Source organism: Streptomyces sp. NPDC002156, assembly GCF_053593675.1.
Genome location: NZ_JBSFDA010000033.1, coordinates 38,698 through 61,571, shown reverse-complemented (window position 1 = coordinate 61,571; position 22,874 = coordinate 38,698). Strand labels below are relative to the sequence as shown.

The following is a 22,874-nucleotide window of genomic DNA, read 5'->3' as shown; positions in this document are numbered from 1 at the left end:
ATGGATCACCCCGAAGGGTGAACTGGACTTTTGATCGGCTTGTCGTACTAATTCCTTCTCGGTCCCGTGCGATCTTGACGGCGCCGCGCCCGAAAGAGCCGGCCCGAACGAAGGAAGAGGTGGGCGGACATGGCCGTCACCAAGAGGATCGCCGCGAGCGTCGTGGCTGTCGCGGCCTGTGCCGCGTCACTCGGCGGCTGCGGGGCGGGAGGCACCGGCTCCGGTACGAAGGGAGGCGCACCCGGGGCGAAGAAGGCGGCGCCGGCCCCGGCACCCAGGAGCGCGGTCCGGCTGATCGGCGACGGCTCCACCGCGTACACCGGAGCCCAGCCCTACCAGCCCAGACCCGAGCGCCTCAAGCCCGGCCAGAAGCCGCCGCAGTTCGTCGTCCTCTCCTGGGACGGCGCGGGTGAGGACAGCCAGCGCCTCTTCTCCCACTTCCGCGAGGTGGCCAAGGCCAACAAGGCGACGATGACGTACTTCCTGAGCGGCGTGTACCTGCTCCCGGAGGACAAGCGCGACCTGTACCGGCCGCCCCAGCACTCACCGGGCCGCTCCGACATCGGCTTCAACGACGAGCAGGGCATCGCCGACACCGTGAAGCAGCTGCGGCTCGCCTGGCTGGAGGGCAGCGAGGTCGGCACCCACTTCAACGGGCACTTCTGCGGCGGCGGGGGCGGTGTCGGCGAGTGGTCGGTGGAGGACTGGAAGGACGAGATCGCCCAGGCGAAACGTTTCGTGAAGTCCTGGAAGACCACCACCGGCATGAAGAAGGCGTCCCCGCTGCCCTTCGACTACGAGCGGGAACTCGTCGGCGCCCGCACCCCCTGCCTGGAAGGGCAGAAGAACTTCATGAGCGCCGCCCGCGAACTGGGCTTCCGCTATGACACGAGCGGCGTCAACGACCAGGTCTGGCCCGAGAAGAAGAAGGGCCTGTGGGACCTGTCCATGCAGCTCGTCCCGATGCCCGGCCGCGGCTTCGAGACGCTGACCATGGACTACAACTTCTACATGAACCAGTCCGGGGCGCGGACGGGGGACAAGGCCCGGCACGAGTACTGGGGCGACCAGTTCCGGGATGGGCTCCTCAAGGGGTTCGAGCGTGCGCATGCGGGCAACCGGGCGCCGCTGATCATCGGCAACCACTTCGAGTCCTGGAACGGTGGGGTGTATATGCGCGCCGTGGAGGAGGTCATCGAGCGGGTGTGTACGAAGGCCGATGTGCGGTGTGTTTCCTTCCGGCAGCTTGCGGATTGGTTGGATGCGCAGGATCCGGAGGTGTTGGAGCGGTTGCGGACGCTTCAGGTTGGCGAGGCGCCGAAGCGGGGGTGGGCGGCCTTCTTGGCTGGCCGCCCGGCCTTGGCGCCGGCGCCGAAGGGGGTTCCCGGGGCCCCGGCGGCCAAGCGGTAGGGGTTCATCGGGGCGCGGTTCTTTGGCTGCGGGCCGGTGGGGGCTGGTCGCGCAGTTCCCCGCGCCCCTTTCGGGGCGCTGCGCGCACCCGAATCAGACAGTGGTCGTCGTCAGTTGCTCGGTGAGGACGAAACCCGGGTCGACCTGGGCCGCCAGGTCGACTCCTGTTCTTGCGTTGGCCCAGGAGTGGGCGTTTTTCAGGTGGAAGTGGACCATCTGGTGGGTGTAGCGCTCCCAGTCGCGGAGTTCGTATGTGGCGTCGACGGCTGTTCGCAAGCGGCGCAGGGAGCGGCGGTTGGTGTCCTCCAGGAGTTCGAACCGGGTGGGGCGGCCCTTCTCCATGGCGCGCACCCAGTCCGAGTGCCCGACCGTCTCCAGGAGGTCGTCCCCGACTTCGGCGCGGAGGAAGTCGAGGTCGTCCTGGCCCTGCACCTTGTTGCCGACGACCTTCAGGACGACCCCGAAGTCCTGGGCGTACTCCTTGTACTGGCGATAGACGGAGACTCCCTTCCGGGTCGGTTCGGCGACGAGGAACGTGATGTCGAAGCGGGTGAACAGGCCGGACGCGAAGGAGTCCGAGCCCGCGGTCATGTCGACGACGACATACTCGCTCGGGCCGTCGACGAGATGGTTCAGGCACAGCTCCACCGCGCCCGTCTTGGAGTGGTAGCAGGCCACTCCGAGATCGGCCTCGGTGAACGGGCCGGTGACCATCAAACGGACGGCGCCGCCGTCGAGTTCCACCGGTCGCGCACAGGCGTCGTACACCGGATTGGTCTCCTGGACCCGCAGCAGCCGCGAACCCTCGCCGGGCGGGGTCGTCTTGATCATCGCGTCGGCGCAGGCGATGCGCGGGTTCGTGCCGCGGAGGTACTCCTTGATCAGCTCCATCCGCTCGCCCATCGGGGGCATCGCGGCGGATTCGGTGTCGTGGAGGCCGAGTGCGGCGCCCAGATGCTGGTTGATGTCGGCGTCGATGGCGAGGACCGGCGCCCCGGAAGCCGCGAGGTGGCGGACGAACAGCGAGGACAGCGTGGTCTTGCCGCTGCCGCCCTTCCCGACGAAAGCAATTTTCATGTTCACTAACGGTATCGGGGCGACCGCCGAGGGTGTCCAGGGGGCGTGAGGAAGTCCACTCCTTCGTGGGTCGGCTCCCTGGATTGCGTAGGGTCGTACTCATGAGTACGACAGGCGCGACCGCCGATCCGCTCGCAGCCCTGGGATCGCTGCCCGGGGTGGCCGACTCCGTGGAGGCCGTGCGCAAGTCCGTGGACCGGGTCTACGGACATCGCATCATGCGGCGGCGCAGCAACGAGATCACCGGCGAGGCAGCCCTGCGCGGCGCACGCGGTTCCGCGGCCCTCTCCGGTGCCGACTGGGCCCTCGAAGAGGTGCGCCGGCGCACCGACTTCAGCGGTGACGACGAGGCCCAGGTCGTCGGCGCGGCCCTCCGGCTGACCGCGGAGGCCGGTCAACTCCTGTCCATCTGGCGCCAGTCGCCGCTGCGCGTGCTGGCCCGGCTGCATCTGGTCGCCGCCGCGGGCACGGGCGACGAGGTGGGGCGCCCGCGCCAGGACGGCGAGCCGGTCGACGAGCCGCTGGTCGAACTGCCGCTGCCGGGCGCGGCCGAGGTGTCGGGACGGCTGGAGGGACTCGCGGAGCTGATCATCGCGGGCGGTTCCGCGCCCGCCCTGGTCACGGCGGCCGTCGTGCACGGTGAACTCCTCGCGCTGCGCCCCTTCGGCTCCCACAACGGCCTTGTCGCGCGCGCGGCCGAGCGGATCGTCCTGGTCGGCAGCGGCCTCGACCCGAAGTCCGTGTGCCCGGCCGAGGTCGGCCACGCCGAACCGGGCCGCGCGGCCTACCTGGCGGCGCTCGAGGGCTACGTCTCCGGCACTCCGGAGGGCATGGCGGCGTGGATCGCGCACTGCGGCCGGGCGGTTGAACTCGGGGCGCGTGAATCGACCGCCGTGTGCGAGGCGTTGCAGCGCGGGGCGGCCTAAAAGCGGATACGCGAGGGAAGGCAGCGAAAAGGCCCTCCGCGGAGGGCCTGCAAAGGGATGCGGCGGCACGAGGATTCGTACCGCCGCTGGCATGTCCACCCGGTTACCAAGCGTCCTCGAAATATTGCCCATCAGGTCGGGAACTCGGCCCGTCACCTGGTGCGGCTGGCCCGTAATCGACGGGTCGACGTCGCGTGGGTGCCCAGTGTTCATGCTCGGTCCGTGGGGCCAATTGCGTTATTAAGGTGATCCTTTCGGATGTCCTTGGTCTCGCGGGCCGTTAAGTCCTTTCTACTCCTGGACCGGAGTAAGCGGAAGCCCTGGCTGTACTTCTTTACTTTTGTGATCAAACGAGCAGGATTCGGGCGCCGGTGTGCCGGATGGTCCCGGCCGGGGCCGGAGGGGCGGGTCAGGCGACCGTCGGGCGGCGCCTGCTCGCGTACCAGACGAGGCCCGCCGTGGCCGCCGCAGCGCCTATCGCGGCAGCGGCGACCAGGGCCGGACGCGGCGGTACGGAGAGCGCGGGCAGACGCTGCTTCAGCCGGACCGGGCGGTGGAAGTCCAGGATCGGCCAGCCGCGGGCGACCGCCTCCCGGCGCAGTGCGCGGTCCGGGTTCACGGCGTGCGGATGGCCGACGGACGCCAGCATGGGGACGTCGGTGACGCTGTCGCTGTACGCGTAGCAGCGCGCGAGGTCGTACCCCTCGGACTTGGCCAGCTCCTCGATCGCCTCGGCCTTGGTGGGTCCGTACGCGTAGTACTCCACCTCGCCCGTGAAGCAGCCGTCGTCGCCGACGACCATGCGCGTGGCCACCACCCGGTCCGCGCCGAGCAGTTCACCGATCGGCTCGACGACCTCCGCGCCCGACGTGGACACGATCACCACGTCACGGCCGGCGGTGTGGTGCTCCTCGATGAGAGAGGCCGCCTCGTCGTAGATGATCGGGTCGATCAGGTCGTGCAGCGTCTCGGCGACGATCTCCTTGACCTGCTGGACGTTCCAGCCTCGGCACAGCGCGGACAGGTACTCGCGCATGCGCTCCATCTGGTCATGGTCGGCGCCGCCCGCCAGGAAGACGAACTGGGCATAGGCGGTACGCAAGACGGCCCGGCGGTTGATCAGACCGCCCTGGTAGAACGACTTGCTGAACGTGAGCGTGCTCGACTTCGCAATGACCGTCTTGTCCAGGTCGAAGAAGGCGGCTGTGCGGGGCAAGGAGTGGTTTTCCACGAGCCCGAGCATAGGCGCCCACCATTCGGCGTAAGGTGTGGCGCGTGGGTTTGCCTGAGAGGGCTGTCGGGTACACCATGGAAGTCACGGATCGTTCGCGACCGTGCTAACCCGGTCCGGCTCCTCCCCCCCCGAGTCGAACCGTGGGGACGACCCCCGCTCTCCCCCCCGGCGGGGGTCGTCGCATGTCCGGGTGGGTTTTAGTTCTTCCTTCATCATCCCTTCGCGGCCGTGGCGCCGTACGAGGCGGCTTCGGTCGCCTCTTTCGCCTGCCCGCGATCCGTCACTGTGCGTAGCCGTTGGGCTGCTCTGGGGAAAGTCGTACAGCAGTCACCTGTTTGGGTGAGGGAGATATCCACAACCACCGTGTTGTCCACAGATATCGACCAAGATCCACACGATTTCCGGGTTCGCCTCATCGTGATTCCAGTGCGTCCCGCTCGCGGCGAGTTCATGGCCGGTTCGGTTTGTCGAACGCGCTTGGCCGGTTTCCGCCGGCCGTTCATATGGAGGCCGCTCGCCGGTTCTCCGCATGTCCGGGAACTAGTGAAGGGGGCCGGAAACCATGGCAGGAGCCATCACGCACGACAACGATCAGCCTGCGGCCGAGGGACGGCAGAGCGGACCGCTGATCGTCACCGAGGACGCCGGTCTGCTGGACGACCTGCTGCGCCTGTGCGCGGCGGCAGGCGCCACACCCGAAGTGCACCACGGGGTGCCCGAGCGGGGCGGTGGCTGGGAGGCCGCACCGCTCGTCCTGGTCGGCGACGACGCCGTACGGCGGGTGCGCGGGGCCGCGCGCAGGCGAGGGGTGGTGCTGGTCGGGCGGGACCAGGACGACTCCGGGGTCTGGCGGCGGGCCGTCGAGATCGGCGCCGACCACGTCCTGATGCTGCCCGACGGCGAACAGTGGCTCGTCGACCGGATCGCCGACGTCGCCGAGGGCGTCGGCAGGCCCGCGCTCACCGTCGGCGTCATCGGCGGCCGGGGCGGGGCCGGAGCGTCCACGCTGGCCTGCGCGCTCGCCGTCACCTCCGCGCGCGAGGGACTGCGCACCCTCCTCGTGGACGCGGATCCACTGGGCGGCGGACTCGACGTACTCCTCGGCGGTGAGACGGCCGACGGACTGCGCTGGCCGGCCTTCGCCGCCTCGCGCGGCCGGGTCGGCGGCGGCGCCCTGGAGGAGTCGCTGCCGAAACTGCACTCCCTGAGGGTGCTGAGCTGGGACCGCGGAGACTGCGTGGCCGTCCCGCCGCAAGCCGTACGCGCGGTGCTCGCCGCGGCCAGACGGCGCGGCGGAGCGGTCGTCGTCGACCTTCCGAGGCGCATCGACGACGGCGTCGCCGAGGTCCTCGCCCAGCTGGACGTCGGCATCCTGGTGGTCCCCGGCGAACTGCGCGCCGTCGCGGCGGCCGGCCGGGTGGCGTCCGCCGTCCGCATGGTCCTGCGCGACCTGCGCGTGGCGGTACGCGGGCCGTACACGCCCGGCCTGGACGACCACGAGGTGGCCCGGCTGCTCGACCTGCCCCTGGCAGGCGAGGTCCCCGTCGAATCGGCCCTGGCACGCCCGCACGAGGGCAAGGCGCCACCGGGAGCGGCCCCACGCGGACCACTGGCCCGGTTCTGCACGGTGTTCTGGGAGCGGGCGCTGGCCGAGGCGGGCGGCGCATGAGCCGCGTGCGCTGGGACGAGGGGCCGGGGGCGCCTGCCGGGCTGCTGGACGGCGTACGGCAGTGGCTGGCCGAGAGCGGCGCCGAGGCGACACCCGCGCGCGTGGCACAGGCCCTGCGGGAGCAGGGGAGGGTGCTCGGGGACGCCGAAGTGCTGGGCGCCGCCGAGCGGTTGAGGTCCGAACTGGTCGGCACCGGCCCCCTGGAGCCGCTGCTCGCCGATCCGTCGGTCACCGACGTGCTGGTGGCGGCCCCGGACCGGGTGTGGGTGGACCGGGGCGGCGGACTGGAACTGACCGCCGTCTCCTTCCCCGACGCGGGCGCCGTACGACGGCTCGCGCAGCGCCTGGCCGCGGTGGCCGGACGACGGCTCGACGACGCCCGCCCGTGGGTCGACGCCCGGCTGCCCGACGGGACACGTCTGCACGCGGTACTGCCCCCGGTGGCCGTCGGCTGCACCTGCCTGTCGCTGCGGGTGGTGAGGCCGCGTGCGTTCACCCTGGACGAGCTGATGGCCGCGGGGACGATCCCGCCGGGCGGCGACCGGGTGCTGCGGGCGCTGCTCGACGCCCGGCTGTCGTTCCTGATCAGCGGTGGCACGGGAAGCGGCAAGACCACCCTCCTGAGCGCCCTGCTGGGGCTGGTCGGTCCAGGAGAGCGGATCGTGCTGGCCGAGGACTCGGCGGAGTTGCGGCCCGACCATCCGCACGTCGTACGCCTGGAGACCAGACCCGCCAACCAGGAGGGCGCGGGCCTGGTCACGCTCCAGGACCTGGTGCGGCAGGCGCTGCGGATGCGGCCGGACCGGGTGGCGGTCGGAGAGGTCAGAGGCTCCGAGGTTGTGCATTTGCTCGCCGCCTTGAACACGGGTCACAGCGGCTGCGGGACGGTCCACGCGAACGCGGCGGCGGACGTACCGGCGCGGCTGGAGGCGCTGGGTACGGCCGCCGGGCTCGACCGGGCCGCGCTGCACAGCCAGTTGGCGGCCGCGCTGTCGGTGGTCCTGCATCTCGCCCGCGACCGGGCCGGGCGGCGCCGGATCGCCGAGGTGCATGTGCTGGAGCGGGACCCGTCGGGGCTGGTGGTGACGGTGCCGGCGCTGCGGTGGGGCGAGGAGGCGTTCGCGTACGAGCGGGGGTGGGAGCGGCTGCGGGGGCTGCTTCGCGCCGGAGGCGACAAGGGACAGGGGAGTGAGGGCGCGTGAACGGGACGGTCGAGTTGTCGATGGGGGCGGCCGGGGTGTGTGCCGGGGCGGTCTGCTGGTTGCTGGGCGGGCGGTATCCGGGGGCGCGGCGGGCGGAGTTGCTGCTCTCTGGGGGCGGGGCGGCGGGGACCGGGCCGCCCTCGTGGGAGCGGGCAGCCGGTGAACTGCGGCGGCTGCGCGGGCGGTTGCGCGCCGAGTGGTGGTCGGTGGCCGTCGGCCTTGTGGTGGCGCTGCTGGGTGCCTCCGTGGTGCCGGCCTTGGTGGGCGCGGCCGGGGTGCCGCTGCTGCGCCGGGTCAGGCTGGCCGGTGAGGTGCGGCGGGCGAGGGAGCGGCGGGGCGATGAGGTGATCGCGCTGTGCGGATCGCTCGCCGGTGAGGTGCGCGCCGGGCGGCAGCCGGGGGAGGCACTGCTGCGGGCGGCCCGTGACTCCGGCGGGCTCGGCGAGGCGCAGGCGTCGGTGCTGGCGGCGGCGCGGTTCGGTGGGGATGTCCCCGGGGCGCTCGCCTCAGCGGCCCGACAACCGGGCGCGGAGGGGCTGTTGGGCCTCGCGGCGTGCTGGCGGGTGGCCGTGGACCAGGGTGCCGGACTGGCGGCGGGACTGGACCGCCTCGAAGGCGCTTTGCGTGCCGACCGGGACCAACGTGCCGACCTGCGCGCCCAGTTGTCGGGCGCCCGCTCGACGGCGGTGATGCTCGCGGGCCTGCCGGTGCTGGGCCTGTTCCTGGGCACGGCACTGGGCGCGGACCCCCTGCACGTGCTGCTGCACACCGGCGCCGGACTTGGCTGCCTGCTGGTCGGCGGGGTGCTGGAGGGCGTGGGCCTGTGGTGGGTGCTGCGGATCGTGCGGGGAGCGGAGGCGGCATGAGGGCCGGGGGAGTGCGTGAGGGGGACCGCCGCGGTACGGCCGTCGACCGGGGCCGGCGAAGGGAGTTGGCGTGAGCGCGGAAGTTTTCCACAGGCTGGGGGTGGTGCTGGGGGTCGCGCTGGCCCTGGGGTGGCTGCTGCGGTGGATCGAGACGGTACGGCGTGAGCGGAGGGTGCGCCGGAGGCTGGCCAGGCTGCTGGCACGGGAACTGGAGCGGGAACGGGGCCTGGCGGGGCGGCGGTTCGAGGCACGGGACGCCGTACGGCGGTGGCTGCCCGTGGCGGGTGCGGTGTGCGCCGGGTGGGTGCTGGTCGGCGGCTTCGCAGGCGTCGTGGTGGGACTGGTCGCCGGGTTCGGGCTGTGGCGGTGGCGACTGCGACAAGCGGCCGGTGGCGCTGCGGCGGAGGAGGTCGACGCGGCCGAGGCGGCCCGGCAACTCCCGCTCGCCGCCGATCTGCTGGCGGCCTGTATCGCGGCCGGTGCCGGTCCGGTGATCGCGGCCCAGGCGGTGGGCGAGGCGCTGGCGGGACCGGTCGGGGAGCGGCTGGCGCGGGGCGCGGCGGAGGTACGGCTCGGCGGCGAACCGGCCGAAGCGTGGCGGAGGTTGGCGTCGATACCGGGCGCCGGACCCCTGGCGAGGCTGCTGGAGCGGGCCGACGAGTCGGGCGTTGCCGCGGCGGCTCCCGTGGCGCGCATCGCCGCCGACACCCGCGCCGGCTGGGGACGCGCGGCGACGGAACGGGCCCGACGGGCGGCCGTCATGGTCACCGCGCCGGTGGGGCTGTGCTTCCTGCCCGCGTTCATCGCGGTCGGCGTCCTGCCCGTGGTGATCGGGCTGGCGGACGGGTTGCTGGGCGGGGGTGGTGGGTGACGCGAGCGGTGCGAGATCAGGAGCAGGTCACCAACAGCAAGTCAACGACATCAGGTCATCAACGAAATTGACACTTACGGGAGTTGAGATGTTCGCAGTGGTACGGGAACGGGTGTGGGCGCTGGCGTTCAGGGCGCGTGCGGCGCTCGGGGCGCGCAGGGATGCCGGGATGGTCACGTCAGAATATGCCGTAGGCATCATCGCATCGGTGGCGTTCGCGGCGGTGCTCTACAAGGTGGTGACGAGCGGGCAGGTCAGCTCGGAGTTGCAGGCCATCGTGAAGAAGGCCCTCGATGCCAAAATGTGAACGCCGGGCCCGGGAGCGGGATGTGGGGCGGTGGCGGGACCGGGGGTTCGTGACCGCCGAGGCGGCTGTGGTGCTGCCCGTGCTGGTGCTGTTCTCGATGGGTCTGGTCTGGGTGCTGTTCGTCGCCGCCGCGCAGATCCAGTGCGTGGACGCGGCCCGGGCCGGTGCCCGGGCCGCCGCCCGGCAGGATCCGCCCGACGCGGTCGCCGCCGTGGCCCGTGGCGCCGCCCCGAGAGGGGCGGAGGTCACCGTCAGCAGGGAGGGCGACCTCGTGCGCGTGGAGGTCGTGGCGCAGCCGCCGGGGATCGGCGGCCTGACCGTCGATGTGGCGCACGAGGCCGTGGCGTTGGCCGAGGAGACGGTGGGGGCGGGCGCATGAGGCGTCCGGGAGGCGGGTGGCTCGCCAGGCTCTCCAGGGCTGTTTCCGGGCGCCCGATCCACTCCGACCGGGGCTCCGCGACCGTCTGGAGCGTCGGTGCCATCGCCGTCCTCTGCGTGGTGTTCGGCGTTGTCCTCGCCATGGGGCAGGCCGCTGTGTCCCGGCATCGGGCCGCCGCCGGTGCGGACATGGCGGCGCTCGCCGCGGCGGACCACTGGGCGGAGGGCGCCTCGGGAGCCTGTGCTCGGGCGGACCGGGTGGCTGCGGCACAGGGCACCCGGCTCGTGCGGTGCGCGATGGTGGGCGAGACGTCGGACCTGACGGTGATATCGGGGCAGGGGCTGTTCTCGGCGGAGGTCAGGTCGAGGGCGGGGCCACCAGGACCGCTGGGTCCACCGGGCCTCTGAGATCGGCCTGAGGCGGCGCCCGTACGGCCTCTGACAGCCTCGTACGGGCAAGCCCTGGCCCAGCCCGGGCAAGCCCTAGCCCGGCTCCTCCGGGGCCTTCTCCTCCGGTGCCCCCTGCAACAGCACCGTCAGCAGCCGCACCGCCCCCCGCTTGTGCAAGGGCTCGTTGCCGTTGCCGCACTTGGGGGACTGGACGCAGGACGGGCAGCCGGCGTCGCACTCGCAGGAGGCGATGGCCTGGCGGGTGGCCGTCAGCCAGGAGCGGGCCGTGTGGAAGGCGCGCTCCGCGAAGCCCGCGCCGCCCGGGTGGCCGTCGTACACGAAGACCGTGGGAAGGAGGGTGTCCGGGTGGAGCGGGACGGAGACGCCGCCGATGTCCCAGCGGTCGCAGGTCGCGAAGAGGGGCAGCATGCCGATCGACGCGTGTTCGGCGGCGTGCAGGGCGCCGCCGAGGATCTCCGGGTTGATGCGGGCGGCGTCGAGCTGGTCCTCGGTGACGGTCCACCACACGGCGCGGGTGCGCAGCGTACGCGGAGGGAGGTCGAGCTTTGTCTCGCCCAGGACTTCACCGGTGATGACACGTCGGCGCAGGAAGGAGACGACCTGGTTGGTGACCTCGACGGAGCCGTAGCAGAGGCGGCCGTCGCCCCAGGGGATCTCGGTGTCCGTCTCCAGGACGGCGATGGACGTCGTGTCGCGGGCGACCGTCGAATACGGCGGACTCGCCTCCTCGACCAGCGCGACCGAGTCCTTCAGATCGAGGGAGCGGACGAGATAGGTGCGGCCCTGGTGGAGGTGGACCGCGCCCTCGTGCACGGCCGTGTGCGCGGCGCCCGCGTCCACTGTGCCCAGCAGCCGTCCCGTGCCCTCCTCGACGATCTGGACCGGGTTGCCGCCACCGCCCCGGATGTCGGTCAGGTCGGCGGCCCGTTCACGGCGGGTCCAGTGCCAGGCCTTCGTGCGGCGGCGCAGCAGCTTCGCGGCCTCCAACTGCGGGAGCAGGGCCGCGGTCTCGGGGCCGAACAGCTCCAGGTCCTCCTCGACCAGGGGTGATTCGGCCGCCGCCGCGCACAGGTGGGGCGCCAGGACGTACGGGTTGTCCGGGTCGAGGACCGTCGACTCGACCGGCTGGTCGAACAGGGCCTCCGGGTGGTGGACGAGGAACGTGTCCAGCGGGTCGTCGCGGGCGACCAGGATCGCCAGCGCGCCCTGTCCGGTACGTCCGGCGCGGCCCGCCTGCTGCCACAGGGAGGCACGGGTGCCCGGGTAGCCGGCGATGACGACGGCGTCCAACCCCGAGACATCGATGCCGAGTTCGAGGGCGGTGGTGGCGGCTAGGCCGAGGAGTTCGCCGGAGTGGAGAGCCTGTTCGAGGGCTCTGCGCTCCTCGGGGAGGTAGCCGCCGCGGTAGGCGGCCACGCGGCGGGCGAGGGACCGGTCGACCTCGGCGAGGCGTTCCTGGGCGATCACCGCGATCAGCTCGGCGCCGCGCCGGGAGCGTACGAAGGCCACCGAGCGCACGCCCTGGACGGTGAGGTCGGTCAGCAGGTCGGCGGTCTCGGCGGTGGCCGTACGGCGGACGGGCGCGCCCTTCTCGCCGTGCAGTTCGGTGAGCGGGGGCTCCCAGAGGGCGAACACCAGTTCACCGCGCGGGGAGGCGTCGTCGGCGATCTCGACCACCGGGAGGCCGGTCAGCCGGCGGGCGGCGACGGACGGTTCGGCGGCCGTGGCGGAGGCGAGCAGGAAGACGGGAGAGGCGCCGTAGCGGGCGCACAGGCGGCGCAGCCGGCGCAGGACCTGGGCGACGTGGGAGCCGAAGACACCGCGGTAGGTGTGGCATTCGTCGATGACGACGTACTTCAGCGACTTCAGGAAGGAGGACCAGCGGGTGTGGGACGGGAGTATCCCCCGGTGCAGCATGTCCGGGTTGGTCAGGACGTAGTTCGCGTACTGGCGGACCCACTCGCGCTCCTCGAAGGGGGTGTCGCCGTCGTACACGGCCGGTCGCACCGCGTTTCCCAAAGGTTGTGAAAGTTCCTTCACGGAACGCCGCTGGTCGGCGGCGAGAGCCTTGGTCGGGGCGAGGTACAGGGCGGTCGCCCCGCGGCCGTTGGGGGCCTCGGAGCCGTCCAGGAGGCACGAGAGGACCGGTACGAGATACGCGAGCGACTTGCCCGAGGCGGTGCCTGTGGCGACGATCACGTTCTCGCCGTCCAGGGCGTGCTCGGCGGCCAGTGCCTGGTGGGCCCACGGGTGTTCGATACCGGCGGCCTGGACGGCCGCGACGACCTCGGCGCGAATCCGGTCGGGCCAGACGGCATGGCGGCCCGCACGTGGGGGCAAGTGCTCCGTATGAGTGATGCGCGAAGCCCGGCTCGGCCCCGAGGCGAGCCGGTCCAGGATCGTGCCCGGATCCGGCCGCGAGGCGGCGAAAGTCGAGGGTCGTTCGGATCGGTGATTCTTGGCCATCGGGATCGAGTGTGTCACTGGCGTGACGGACAATGGGCCCAAGGCGTCGTGCACGCCCTGCGGTAAGTGATTGAATGCCATCGCGGCTGGCGAACCGTCCTGGGGACTCTGCCGAGGTGTCCCTTGGGATGACCGCTCGATAGCAAGGTGCTGGAGGATCCGTGGACCTGTCCCTGTCGACCCGTACCGTCGGCGATCGTACGGTCGTCGAGGTCGGTGGCGAAATCGACGTTTATACCGCGCCCAAGCTGCGTGAGCAGCTGGTCGAGCTGGTCAACGACGGGAGTTTTCACCTCGTCGTCGACATGGAGGGTGTCGACTTCCTCGACTCCACCGGGCTCGGCGTGCTGGTCGGTGGCCTGAAGCGTGTGCGTGCCCATGAGGGCTCGCTGCGCCTGGTCTGCAACCAGGAGCGCATTCTGAAGATCTTCCGCATCACCGGTCTCACCAAGGTGTTCCCGATCCACACCTCGGTCGACGAAGCGGTGGCGGCCACCGACTGACGGCCGTTTACCGGACGCGTGTGCGGTCACCCGTGCACACGTTCGTGACGGAAGAAGTTAACGAGGGGGGTCCGGGTCTCGGCGACCTGGCCCCCTGACCGCACGCCCGTATTCCGAGGGGGATGCATGGCCACCGTTGAACTCCGCTTCAGCGCGCTGCCCGAGCACGTCAGGACCGCCCGACTGGTGGCGGCAGCGGTGGCGCGCAGGGCCGGAGTGGACGAGGCCGTACTCGACGAGGTGCGACTCGCCGTCGGCGAGGCCTGTTCGCGTGCCGTCGGACTGCACCAGAGCAGTGGCATCCCGGACCCGGTGCGGGTGACGCTGATCGAGGAGGAGAAGCAGTTCTCCATCGAGGTCGGCGACGAAGCGCCCCGATCGGCTCCCGGCGACAACGCTCCGGGTGCCGGCGGCGACGCGGACGTGGATGCCGAGGAGGACGAGATGGGCCTCGCGGTCATCAGCGGCCTCGTCGACGACGTCGAGGTCACCGCAGGGGAGAACGGCGGATCTATCCGCATGAGCTGGCCAACCACGCCGCCGGTCACGCTCCTCCCCTGATATTCGACGCCGACCTCAACCCCGTACAGCCTCAAGGGCCCTGCTGAGCAGGGCCCTTGGCGTTTTTGGCGACGGGTTCCGGGATTAGTGAAGCTATTCACGATCCCTTCGTGAAGGTATTCACGATCAGTCGCACGATAATTCGATCACGAATTCGATCACGCGTGAATGCGTCTGCGGCATTACGCCATGTGGGTCAATGGATCTTCTGTCGATCATTTGCTGAATAGCATGGGGCGATCTATTCCGTTTCCGCGTACTGTTTTGATCAGCTTCCGGTACCTACAATCCGTCCACATCTTGAGCTCAGCCCAAGCGTCAAGGAGGACGAATGGCGGGGCTTTCTACCCCTCATCGGTTCGATCAACCCACAACCTTCGCAGCCGCAGTACTGACCGACGACAACCGTCTGCTCGTGATGGTCATCGGGGTCGTAGCCCTGGCGGCGCTCGTGGTCGCCGGGGTGCTGGTGCGCCAGGTGCTCGCGGCGGGCGAGGGCACCGACAGCATGAAGGAGATCGCGAAGGCGATCCAGGAAGGCGCGAACGCCTATCTGGCACGGCAGTTGCGGACGCTCGGCGTATTCGCCGTGATCGTCTTCTTCCTGCTGATGCTGCTGCCCGCCGACGACTGGAATCAGCGCGCCGGACGGTCGGTGTTCTTCTTGATCGGCGCCGCGTTCTCCGCGGCCACCGGCTATATCGGCATGTGGCTCGCTGTGCGCAGCAATGTGCGCGTGGCAGCCGCGGCGCGGGAGGCGACTCCGGCGGAAGGTGAGCCGGAAAAGGATCTCACCGAGGTCTCCCACAAAGCGATGAAGATCGCTTTCCGTACGGGCGGTGTCGTCGGCATGTTCACGGTGGGCCTCGGCCTGCTGGGCGCCTCCTGCGTGGTGCTGGTGTACGCGGCCGACGCGCCGAAGGTGCTCGAAGGCTTCGGCCTCGGCGCGGCCCTCATCGCCATGTTCATGAGGGTCGGCGGCGGCATCTTCACCAAGGCCGCCGACGTCGGCGCCGACCTGGTCGGCAAGGTCGAGCAGGGCATCCCGGAGGACGACCCGCGCAACGCCGCGACCATCGCCGACAACGTGGGCGACAACGTCGGCGACTGCGCGGGCATGGCGGCCGACCTCTTCGAGTCGTACGCCGTGACGCTCGTCGCCGCGCTGATCCTCGGCAAGGCCGCCTTCGGCGACGCCGGGCTCGCCTTCCCGCTCCTGGTGCCCGCGATCGGCGTCCTCACGGCGATGGTCGGCATCTTCGCTGTGGCGCCGAAGAGGTCCGACCGCAGCGGCATGACCGCGATCAACCGCGGCTTCTTCATCTCCGCGGTGATCTCGCTCGCACTCGTCGCGATCGCCGTCTACGTCTATCTGCCGTCGACGTACGCCGAACTCGACGGGATCACCGACGCCGCCATCGCCGCCAAGGACGGCGATCCGCGGATCCTCGCGCTCCTCGCGGTGGCCATCGGCATCGTGCTGGCCGCCCTGATCCAGCAACTGACCGGCTACTTCACCGAGACGACTCGCCGACCCGTACGGGACATCGGCAAGAGCTCCCTCACCGGCGCGGCCACCGTCGTCCTCGCCGGTATCTCCATCGGGCTCGAATCGGCCGTCTACACCGCCCTGTTGATCGGCCTCGGCGTGTACGGGGCGTTCCTGCTGGGCGGTACGTCCATCATGCTCGCGCTGTTCGCGGTGGCACTGGCCGGCACCGGCCTGCTCACCACGGTCGGTGTGATCGTGGCCATGGACACCTTCGGGCCGGTCTCCGACAACGCGCAGGGCATCGCCGAGATGTCCGGCGACGTTCAGGGCGCGGGCGCGCAGGTCCTCACCGACCTGGACGCCGTCGGCAACACCACCAAGGCCATCACCAAGGGCATCGCCATCGCCACGGCCGTCCTGGCCGCGTCGGCGCTCTTCGGGTCGTACCGCGACGCGATCACGACCGCGGCGCGGGAGGTCGGCGAGAAGGTCGGCGAGGGCGGGCCGATGAACCTCGTGATGGACATCTCACAGCCCAACAACCTGGTCGGTCTGATCGCCGGCGCGGCGGTCGTCTTCCTGTTCTCCGGGCTGGCGATCAACGCGGTCTCGCGGTCGGCGGGTTCGGTCGTCTACGAGGTGCGGCGGCAGTTCCGCGAACACCCCGGGATCATGAACTACACCGAGAAACCGGAGTACGGGCGCGTCGTCGACATCTGTACGAGGGACGCGCTCAGGGAACTCGCCACGCCCGGGCTGCTGGCCGTCCTGGCGCCCATCGCCATCGGGTTCACGCTCGGCGTCGGCGCACTCGGCGCGTTTCTCGCGGGCGCGATCGGCACCGGCACGCTGATGGCGGTGTTCCTCGCCAACTCCGGTGGCGCGTGGGACAACGCGAAGAAACTCGTGGAGGACGGTCATCACGGCGGCAAGGGCAGCGAGGCCCATGCGGCGACCGTCATCGGCGACACCGTGGGCGACCCGTTCAAGGACACCGCGGGCCCGGCCATCAACCCGCTGCTGAAGGTGATGAACCTGGTCGCGCTGCTCATCGCGCCCGCGATCGTCAAGTTCAGCTACGGCGACGACGAGAACCTCGCCCTGCGCATCGTCATCGCGGTCCTGTCGATCGCGGTGATCGTGGGCGCGGTGTACGTGTCGAAGCGGCGCGGGGTCGCCGGGGACGACGAGGAGGAGGCGCAGCGGGTGGCCAAGTCGGCTGATCCCGCGGTGGTTTCGTAGCGCAGCCGGTCAGGAATCGGCCAACAAGCGGGCGGACGGCGCGTTTTGACGCGTCGTCCGCCCGCTTGGCGTGGGTTGCACGGCATTTCCGTGAGCCTTATCTCTCTTGGTGCAAATGGCTGCAATAACACATCAAGCGGATGTCCGTCACGCTGATGTCGCCCAGTTGGCGTGTATGTTCCGGGGCCGAGAGCCATGGAAGGGACCAATCCGGTGAACAAGAAGCTCGCGGTCGCACTGTCCGGCGGTGCGGTACTGGTACTGGCGCTGTCGGGATGCAGCAGCGACGACGGCAACGAGAAGCTGGATGCCTGGGCCAAGCAGGTGTGCGACGCGGTGAAACCGCAGGCGCAGAAGATCGAGGCCGCCAACGCCGCGATCCAGAAGGAGACCTCGGACAACAGCACCCCCGAGGCCGTCCAGAAGACCGACGCACAGGCCTTCCAGGACATGGCGGACGCCTACAAGGCGATCGGCACGGCCGTGAACACGGCGGGCGCGCCCAACGTCGACGACGGCGAGACGAAGAAGACGAACGCCGTCAAGGAGCTCAACGACATCTCGGCCTCCTACGCGGGCCTCAAGAAGCAGGTGGACGAACTCGACACCAAGGACCAGGCGAAGTTCGCCGACGGTCTCAAGGGTGTCGCCACCCAGCTGGACAAGCTCAGCCAGAGCGGCAACGACGCCCTGAAGGCCTTGGAAGAGGGCGACGTCGGCAAGGCGATGGCCAAGCAGGAGAGCTGCAAGTCGACGACCGCGGCCCCGTCGGCCTCCTCGGCCGCCAGCTGACCTCTGCGGGAGTTTTCCACAGGCGTACGGGGTGTCCGCGCGCGTCTGTCCACAGGCGTGCGCGGCGGAGCGGCGGGGCGGACACAATGGGAGGCGTGAGTAACGCCAGCCTGCACGCCCTGCCCTCCGCCGACCACCCCGACGTCACCCAGCGCCTCCGGGACGCCCTTCTGGCCGCCGACTTCACCGCCGACGGGCTGCTCGACCTGCTCGGCGCGCCCGCGTACGCCGCCCTGGCGCGCAGCGAGACCGTGCCCGCGCTCCGGGCCACCCGCGGCGACACGCCGCTGGAACTGCTCGTACGGCTCTTCCTGTTGCAGCAACCCGTGCCCCACGCGCGCGTGGCGGGCGTGCTGCCCGTCGACGACTGTGTGGCGAGCGGGTGGCTGGTCCCTGGAGACGGCGATGAAGTGGCCGCGGCCGTCGATGTACGGCCGTACGGCGGGCCGGACGGCGAGGACTGGTTCATCGTGTCCGACCTGGGGTGCGCGGTCGGCGGCGCCGGTGGCATCGGCAGTCGGGACGAGGGTGTCGTCCTCGGCGTGGGCGGTGCCTCCACGACCCTCGCCGGTATCACCGTGCGTACGCCGGTCGCCGCCGCGCTCGATCTCGGGACCGGCTCCGGGATCCAGGCGCTGCACGCCGGCCGGCACGCCACGCGCGTGACGGCGACCGACCTCAACCCCCGTGCCCTGCACATCACCGCGCTGACGCTCGCCCTGTCCGGCGCCCCGGCGGCCGATCTGCGCGAGGGCTCGCTCTTCGAGCCGGTCCGGGAGGACGAGACGTACGACCTGATCGTCTCCAACCCGCCGTTCGTGATCTCGCCGGGCGCGCGGCTCACCTACCGGGACGGCGGGATGGGCGGGGACGATCTGTGCCGCACGCTCGTTCAGGAGGCGGGGGAACGGCTGCGCGAGGGCGGTTTCGCACAGTTCCTCGCCAACTGGCAGCACGTGGAAGGGGAGGACTGGCAGGACAGACTCAGGTCCTGGGTGCCGCGCGGGTGCGATGCCTGGATCGTGCAGCGCGAGGTGCAAGACGTCACGCAGTACGCCGAGCTGTGGCTGCGCGACGCCGGTGACCACCGCTCGGACCCGGCGGAGTACCGGGCGCGGTACGACGCGTGGCTGGACGAGTTCGAGGCGCGCAAGGTGAAGTCGGTCGGGTTCGGCTGGATCACACTGCGGAAGACGGGGGCCGCCGAGCCCTCGATCACCGTGGAGGAGTGGCCGCACCCCGTCGAACAACCGCTCGGGGACACGGTCCGGGCGCACTTCGACCGCGTGGACTATCTGCGTGCGCACGACGACGCGGCCCTGCTCGCCGCGCACTTCAGACTGGGGAGCGAGGTCGTGCAGGAGCAGGTCGGGCTGCCCGGCGCCGAGGACCCGGAGCATGTGGTGCTGCGCCAGCACCGCGGGATGTGCCGGGCCACCAAGGTGGACACGGTCGGCGCGGGCTTCGCCGGCGTGTGCGATGGCACGCTGAGCGCGGGGCGGATCCTGGACGCCATCGCCCAACTGGTCGGCGAGGACCCGGTGTCGCTGCGGGACCGGACGCCCGCGCAGATCCGGCTGCTGGTGGAGCTGGGGTTCCTGGAGCCGGCGGGCGGGTGAGTACGTTCGGTCCGCTGTGGTGGGGCTGGCGGCTACGCCGTGACGACCATGGTCGAGGGGGGTGCCGCGGCCGGGTTCGGTACGGCAGGTCGCGTACTCGTCAGCCGTACGGAGGTGGGAGGTACAGGGGCGGCGCGTGAGGCGTGGGGAAGCGCGCGGGTGGCGCGGGCGGGCCGGTTGCGGCGCCTGTGCCGTCGTAGCCCTCGCTCGTGACCGTCGTACCGAGTGTGCGGGTGGCGGGGGCCGGGCGGCATATTCGCGCCGAGTTGGTCGGCCGGGCCGGGGCGGGCCGCGCGTACCGGCTGTGAGATTCGCGGGGGTCGGGTCGCGACGGACCGTGGTCGGCCGGGCCGTTCGCGTGCGTGCTCCGGGGGTGCTCGGCGGGTACTCACAGGGACGCGGGGCCGTCGTCCGTCCGGCGTTCACCTCGGGTTCGCGCGGAGGCTTCCCGGACGTGCCAGCCTCCCGGGTCCGGGGACTCCCGGGCGGGCGGAAAAGGGGCGGGCAGGGATATGGAGAGCGGACCGGCGATCTTCGCGGGAGTGGTGTTCGCCCTGTTCGGGGGCGGGCTGCTTGTGTGGACCGCGGCCCGGGTACGGAACCGGGCGCCCGTCGCCCTCGGTGTGAACCCCGTCGCATCCGCGGCCCTCGCGAGCGTCGCCGCGCTGGTCGCCCTCGGGGTCGGCGCATGGTGCTTCACCCGGGTGTGAGGTGCGGGAGAGACGGCCGTGCGGCGCATACGGCGGAGGGTCCGCCGGTAACTGGGAGGTCACCCTCCGGATAGGCGCGAAGGGGCAGGTCGACACTCCGGGCGGCAGGAATGGCGGTAGTCGGGTTACCGTTCGAGTGGCCGTTGCGGGCTTTTCCCGTTTGACACGGGGGCGGGATGTACCGTCACACTCCGCAGCGTCAGCATGACCCGACCCCGGGAGCACGGCAGCCGGGGGAGACCCCAGTGTCGACCGGAGAGAAGAGCGAAGTTGTCCCCGACCAGCGAGACCGCACACGGCGGCCGCCGACTCGTCATCGTCGAGTCGCCTGCCAAGGCGAAGACGATCAAGGGCTATCTCGGCCCCGGATACGTCGTCGAAGCGAGCGTCGGGCACATCCGCGACCTCCCCAACGGCGCCGCCGAGGTGCCCGAGCAGTACACCGGCGAGGTGCGCCGCCTCGGTGTGGACGTCGAACACGACTTCCAGCCGATCTACGTGGTCAACGCGGACAAGCGGGCCCAGGTCAAGAAGCTCAAGGACCTGCTGAAGGACTCCGACGAACTCTTCCTCGCCACCGATGAGGACCGCGAGGGCGAGGCCATCGCGTGGCACCTCCAGGAAGTCCTGAAGCCCAAGGTCCCGGTCAAGCGGATGGTCTTCCACGAGATCACCAAGGCCGCGATCCAGGCCGCCGTCGCCAACCCGCGCGAGCTGAACCAGAAGCTGGTCGACGCCCAGGAGACCCGCCGCATCCTCGACCGCCTCTACGGCTACGAGGTCTCGCCGGTCCTCTGGAAGAAGGTCATGCCGAAACTGTCGGCGGGCCGTGTCCAGTCGGTCGCCACACGACTTGTGGTGGAACGGGAACGCGAGCGCATCGCTTTCCGTTCTGCTGAGTACTGGGACCTGACGGGGACCTTCGCGACCGGCCGCGCGGGGGACTCGTCGGACCCGTCGTCGCTGGTCGCCCGCCTCACAGCCGTCGACGGCAGGCGGGTCGCGCAGGGCCGCGACTTCGACTCCCTGGGACAACTCAAGAGCGCGAACACCCTCCACCTCGACGAGGCGAACGCCCGCGCCCTCGCCGCCGCCCTGGAGAACACCGGCTTCGCCGTCCGCTCGGTCGAGTCGAAGCCGTACCGCCGCTCGCCGTACGCCCCGTTCCGTACGACGACGCTCCAGCAGGAGGCCAGCCGCAAGCTCGGCTTCGGTGCGAAGGCGACCATGCAGGTGGCGCAGAAGCTGTACGAGAACGGCTTCATCACCTATATGCGTACGGACTCCACGACCCTGTCGGACACGGCGATCTCCGCCGCCCGTGCCCAGGTCACCCAGCTCTACGGCGCCGACTACCTGCCCTCGTCCCCGCGGACGTACGCCGGGAAGGTCAAGAACGCGCAGGAGGCGCACGAGGCGATCCGCCCGTCGGGTGATCGTTTCCGCACGCCTGCCGAGACCGGCCTGACCGGCGACCAGTTCCGGCTCTACGAGCTGATCTGGAAGCGCACCGTCGCCTCCCAGATGAAGGACGCGGTCGGCAACTCGGTCACCGTCAAGATCGCGGGCACCGCCGCCGACGGCCGGGACGCCGAGTTCAGCGCCTCCGGCAAGACGATCACCTTCCACGGCTTCCTGAAGGCGTACGTCGAAGGCGCCGACGACCCGAACGCCGAGCTGGACGACCGCGAGAAGCGTCTGCCCCAGGTGAACGAGGGCGACGCCCTGTCCGCCGAGGAGCTCACGGTCGACGGGCACGCCACCAAGCCCCCGGCCCGCTACACCGAGGCGTCGCTGGTCAAGGAGCTGGAAGAGCGCGAGATCGGCCGCCCGTCGACGTACGCGTCGATCATCGGCACGATCCTCGACCGCGGCTATGTCTTCAAGAAGGGCACGGCCCTCGTGCCGTCCTTCCTGTCCTTCGCCGTGGTCAACCTCCTGGAGAAGCACTTCGGGCGGCTCGTCGACTACGACTTCACCGCCCGCATGGAGGACGACCTCGACCGCATCGCCCGCGGCGAGGCACAGTCCGTGCCGTGGCTCAAGCGCTTCTACTTCGGCGAGGGCGCCAAGGGCGTTCCCGCCGTCGGCGGCGCGGCCGAGGCGGGCAACGGCGACGGGGACCACCTCGGCGGTCTCAAGGAGCTGGTGACCGACCTGGGCGCGATCGACGCCCGCGAGGTGTCGTCGTTCCCGGTGGGCAACGACATCGTGCTGCGGGTCGGGCGCTACGGCCCGTACATCGAGCGCGGCGAGAAGGACTCCGAGAACCACCAGCGCGCGGACGTCCCCGAGGACCTCGCTCCCGACGAGCTGTCGATCGAACTGGCGGAGGAGCTGCTCGCCAAGCCGAGCGGCGACTTCGAGCTGGGCGCCGACCCCGAGTCCGGCCACCAGATCATCGCCAGGGACGGCCGCTACGGCCCGTACGTCACCGAGGTGCTCCCCGAGGGCACCCCGAAGACCGGCAAGAACGCCGTCAAGCCGCGTACGGCCTCGCTGTTCAAGTCGATGACCCTGGACACGGTCACCCTGGCCGACGCGCTCAAGCTGATGTCCCTGCCCCGGGTCGTCGGCAAGGACGCCGAAGGCGTGGAGATCACCGCGCAGAACGGCCGCTACGGCCCGTACCTGAAGAAGGGCACGGACTCGCGGTCCCTGCAGACCGAGGACCAGCTCTTCACGATCACCCTCGACGAGGCGCTGGAGATCTACTCCCAGCCCAAGCAGCGCGGCCGGGCCGCCGCCAAGCCGCCGCTGAAGGAGCTGGGCACGGACCCGGTCAGCGGAAAGCCGGTCGTCGTGAAGGACGGTCGCTTCGGGCCGTACGTCACCGACGGGGAGAGCAACGCGACCCTGCGCTCCGGCGACAGCGTCGAGGACATCACCCCGGAGCGCGGCTACGAGCTGCTCGCCGAGAAGCGCGCCAAGTCCCCGGCCAAGAAGACCGCGAAGAAGGCGCCGGCGAAGAAGGCCCCCGCCAAGAAGGCGGCCACGACGAAGACGGCCGCCGCCAAGAAGACGACGGCCGCCAAGACGACCACCGCGAAGAAGACGGCCGCCAAGAAGGCTCCGGCCAAGAAGGCGACCGCTTCGAGTTCGAGGGTCACAGGTGGCACAAGCGAGGAGTGAGTGATC

19 protein-coding genes are annotated in these 22,874 nt (G+C 70.8%); 16 read left to right on the top strand and 3 right to left on the bottom strand.

Going from position 1 to position 22,874, the window contains the following annotated elements; all coding sequences use genetic code 11:
* The first annotated feature begins 129 nt into the window (after window positions 1–129).
* Window positions 130–1,410, top strand: a complete 1,281-nt coding sequence (locus ACWCRB_RS16500) for a hypothetical protein (RefSeq protein WP_450996715.1) — start codon at window positions 130–132, stop codon at window positions 1,408–1,410.
* 93 nt (window positions 1,411–1,503) lie between these two features.
* Here ACWCRB_RS16500 and ACWCRB_RS16495 read toward each other — a convergent pair whose 3' ends face one another.
* On the bottom strand, window positions 1,504–2,487 hold the full coding sequence (locus ACWCRB_RS16495; protein ID WP_450996714.1) for an ATP-binding protein: 984 nt from the start codon (window positions 2,485–2,487) through the stop codon (window positions 1,504–1,506).
* Window positions 2,488–2,588: 101 nt separating this feature from the next.
* Between ACWCRB_RS16495 and ACWCRB_RS16490 the strand changes: the two genes are divergently transcribed.
* Entirely contained in the window at window positions 2,589–3,413 is an 825-nt protein-coding gene (locus ACWCRB_RS16490) for an oxidoreductase (RefSeq protein WP_450996713.1), read from the top strand.
* 409 nt (window positions 3,414–3,822) lie between these two features.
* Here ACWCRB_RS16490 and ACWCRB_RS16485 read toward each other — a convergent pair whose 3' ends face one another.
* A complete protein-coding gene (locus tag ACWCRB_RS16485; RefSeq protein WP_450996712.1) occupies window positions 3,823–4,656 on the bottom strand; it encodes an HAD family hydrolase in 834 nt (277 codons plus the stop codon).
* A gap of 553 nt (window positions 4,657–5,209) precedes the next feature.
* On the opposite strand from ACWCRB_RS16485, the gene ssd reads away from it, so the two are divergent.
* The 7 genes from ssd to ACWCRB_RS16450 all read left to right on the top strand — a co-directional run bounded on the left by ssd (window position 5,210) and on the right by ACWCRB_RS16450 (window position 10,348).
* Window positions 5,210–6,316, top strand: a complete 1,107-nt coding sequence (gene ssd, locus ACWCRB_RS16480; RefSeq protein ID WP_450996711.1) for a septum site-determining protein Ssd — start codon at window positions 5,210–5,212, stop codon at window positions 6,314–6,316.
* Entirely contained in the window at window positions 6,313–7,518 is a 1,206-nt protein-coding gene (locus ACWCRB_RS16475) for a TadA family conjugal transfer-associated ATPase (protein ID WP_450996710.1), read from the top strand. Before ssd ends, ACWCRB_RS16475 begins: the two co-directional genes overlap by 4 nt.
* A 20-nt stretch (window positions 7,519–7,538) precedes the next feature.
* The gene (locus ACWCRB_RS16470) at window positions 7,539–8,384 is read left to right on the top strand and encodes a type II secretion system F family protein (RefSeq protein ID WP_450996728.1); all 846 of its coding nucleotides are present in this window, start codon (window positions 7,539–7,541) and stop codon (window positions 8,382–8,384) included.
* Window positions 8,385–8,454: 70 nt separating this feature from the next.
* The gene (locus tag ACWCRB_RS16465) at window positions 8,455–9,255 is read left to right on the top strand and encodes a type II secretion system F family protein (RefSeq protein WP_450996709.1); all 801 of its coding nucleotides are present in this window, start codon (window positions 8,455–8,457) and stop codon (window positions 9,253–9,255) included.
* An 88-nt stretch (window positions 9,256–9,343) separates the two neighbouring features.
* The gene (locus ACWCRB_RS16460) at window positions 9,344–9,562 is read left to right on the top strand and encodes a DUF4244 domain-containing protein (RefSeq protein WP_235476106.1); all 219 of its coding nucleotides are present in this window, start codon (window positions 9,344–9,346) and stop codon (window positions 9,560–9,562) included.
* Window positions 9,549–9,941, top strand: coding sequence for a TadE family type IV pilus minor pilin (locus ACWCRB_RS16455; RefSeq protein WP_450996708.1), 393 nt, complete (start codon window positions 9,549–9,551; stop codon window positions 9,939–9,941). Before ACWCRB_RS16460 ends, ACWCRB_RS16455 begins: the two co-directional genes overlap by 14 nt.
* On the top strand, window positions 9,938–10,348 hold the full coding sequence (locus ACWCRB_RS16450; RefSeq protein WP_450996707.1) for an Rv3654c family TadE-like protein: 411 nt from the start codon (window positions 9,938–9,940) through the stop codon (window positions 10,346–10,348). Before ACWCRB_RS16455 ends, ACWCRB_RS16450 begins: the two co-directional genes overlap by 4 nt.
* 75 nt (window positions 10,349–10,423) lie before the next feature.
* Here ACWCRB_RS16450 and ACWCRB_RS16445 read toward each other — a convergent pair whose 3' ends face one another.
* On the bottom strand, window positions 10,424–12,898 hold the full coding sequence (locus ACWCRB_RS16445; protein WP_450996706.1) for a DEAD/DEAH box helicase: 2,475 nt from the start codon (window positions 12,896–12,898) through the stop codon (window positions 10,424–10,426).
* 80 nt (window positions 12,899–12,978) lie between these two features.
* Between ACWCRB_RS16445 and bldG the strand changes: the two genes are divergently transcribed.
* The 7 genes from bldG (at window position 12,979) to topA (ending at window position 22,868) form a co-directional block, all read left to right on the top strand.
* Complete coding sequence (gene bldG / locus ACWCRB_RS16440) at window positions 12,979–13,320, top strand: anti-sigma factor antagonist BldG (protein ID WP_005475923.1); 342 nt, start codon at window positions 12,979–12,981, stop codon at window positions 13,318–13,320.
* Window positions 13,321–13,446: 126 nt separating this feature from the next.
* Window positions 13,447–13,881 carry an ATP-binding protein gene (locus ACWCRB_RS16435; RefSeq protein ID WP_235476102.1) on the top strand — a complete coding sequence of 145 codons (435 nt, stop codon included), beginning with the start codon at window positions 13,447–13,449 and terminating at the stop codon, window positions 13,879–13,881.
* Window positions 13,882–14,212: 331 nt separating this feature from the next.
* Entirely contained in the window at window positions 14,213–16,615 is a 2,403-nt protein-coding gene (locus tag ACWCRB_RS16430) for a sodium-translocating pyrophosphatase (RefSeq protein WP_450996705.1), read from the top strand.
* Window positions 16,616–16,810: 195 nt separating this feature from the next.
* A complete protein-coding gene (locus ACWCRB_RS16425; RefSeq protein WP_450996704.1) occupies window positions 16,811–17,407 on the top strand; it encodes a small secreted protein in 597 nt (198 codons plus the stop codon).
* Between the two features lie 86 nt (window positions 17,408–17,493).
* A complete protein-coding gene (locus tag ACWCRB_RS16420; RefSeq protein ID WP_450996703.1) occupies window positions 17,494–19,026 on the top strand; it encodes a DUF7059 domain-containing protein in 1,533 nt (510 codons plus the stop codon).
* 512 nt (window positions 19,027–19,538) lie between these two features.
* Complete coding sequence (locus tag ACWCRB_RS16415; protein ID WP_450996702.1) at window positions 19,539–19,736, top strand: hypothetical protein; 198 nt, start codon at window positions 19,539–19,541, stop codon at window positions 19,734–19,736.
* A gap of 270 nt (window positions 19,737–20,006) precedes the next feature.
* Window positions 20,007–22,868, top strand: coding sequence for a type I DNA topoisomerase (gene topA, locus ACWCRB_RS16410; protein WP_450996701.1), 2,862 nt, complete (start codon window positions 20,007–20,009; stop codon window positions 22,866–22,868).
* Window positions 22,869–22,874 lie beyond the last annotated feature (6 nt).

Excerpts from the sequence above, each read along its gene's own strand:
- ACWCRB_RS16500 (WP_450996715.1), top strand. The coding sequence starts at position 130 with ATGGCCGTCACCAAGAGGATCGCCGCGAGCGTCGTGGCTGTCGCGGCC.
- ACWCRB_RS16495 (WP_450996714.1), bottom strand. The coding sequence starts at position 2,487 with ATGAAAATTGCTTTCGTCGGGAAGGGCGGCAGCGGCAAGACCACGCTG.
- ACWCRB_RS16490 (WP_450996713.1), top strand. The coding sequence starts at position 2,589 with ATGAGTACGACAGGCGCGACCGCCGATCCGCTCGCAGCCCTGGGATCG.
- ACWCRB_RS16485 (WP_450996712.1), bottom strand. The coding sequence starts at position 4,656 with ATGCTCGGGCTCGTGGAAAACCACTCCTTGCCCCGCACAGCCGCCTTC.
- ssd (WP_450996711.1), top strand. The coding sequence starts at position 5,210 with ATGGCAGGAGCCATCACGCACGACAACGATCAGCCTGCGGCCGAGGGA.
- ACWCRB_RS16475 (WP_450996710.1), top strand. The coding sequence starts at position 6,313 with ATGAGCCGCGTGCGCTGGGACGAGGGGCCGGGGGCGCCTGCCGGGCTG.
- ACWCRB_RS16470 (WP_450996728.1), top strand. The coding sequence starts at position 7,539 with ATGGGGGCGGCCGGGGTGTGTGCCGGGGCGGTCTGCTGGTTGCTGGGC.
- ACWCRB_RS16460 (WP_235476106.1), top strand. The coding sequence starts at position 9,344 with ATGTTCGCAGTGGTACGGGAACGGGTGTGGGCGCTGGCGTTCAGGGCG.
- ACWCRB_RS16455 (WP_450996708.1), top strand. The coding sequence starts at position 9,549 with ATGCCAAAATGTGAACGCCGGGCCCGGGAGCGGGATGTGGGGCGGTGG.
- ACWCRB_RS16450 (WP_450996707.1), top strand. The coding sequence starts at position 9,938 with ATGAGGCGTCCGGGAGGCGGGTGGCTCGCCAGGCTCTCCAGGGCTGTT.
- ACWCRB_RS16445 (WP_450996706.1), bottom strand. The coding sequence starts at position 12,898 with ATGGCATTCAATCACTTACCGCAGGGCGTGCACGACGCCTTGGGCCCA.
- ACWCRB_RS16435 (WP_235476102.1), top strand. The coding sequence starts at position 13,447 with ATGGCCACCGTTGAACTCCGCTTCAGCGCGCTGCCCGAGCACGTCAGG.
- ACWCRB_RS16430 (WP_450996705.1), top strand. The coding sequence starts at position 14,213 with ATGGCGGGGCTTTCTACCCCTCATCGGTTCGATCAACCCACAACCTTC.
- ACWCRB_RS16425 (WP_450996704.1), top strand. The coding sequence starts at position 16,811 with ATGGAAGGGACCAATCCGGTGAACAAGAAGCTCGCGGTCGCACTGTCC.
- ACWCRB_RS16420 (WP_450996703.1), top strand. The coding sequence starts at position 17,494 with ATGGGAGGCGTGAGTAACGCCAGCCTGCACGCCCTGCCCTCCGCCGAC.
- ACWCRB_RS16415 (WP_450996702.1), top strand. The coding sequence starts at position 19,539 with ATGGAGAGCGGACCGGCGATCTTCGCGGGAGTGGTGTTCGCCCTGTTC.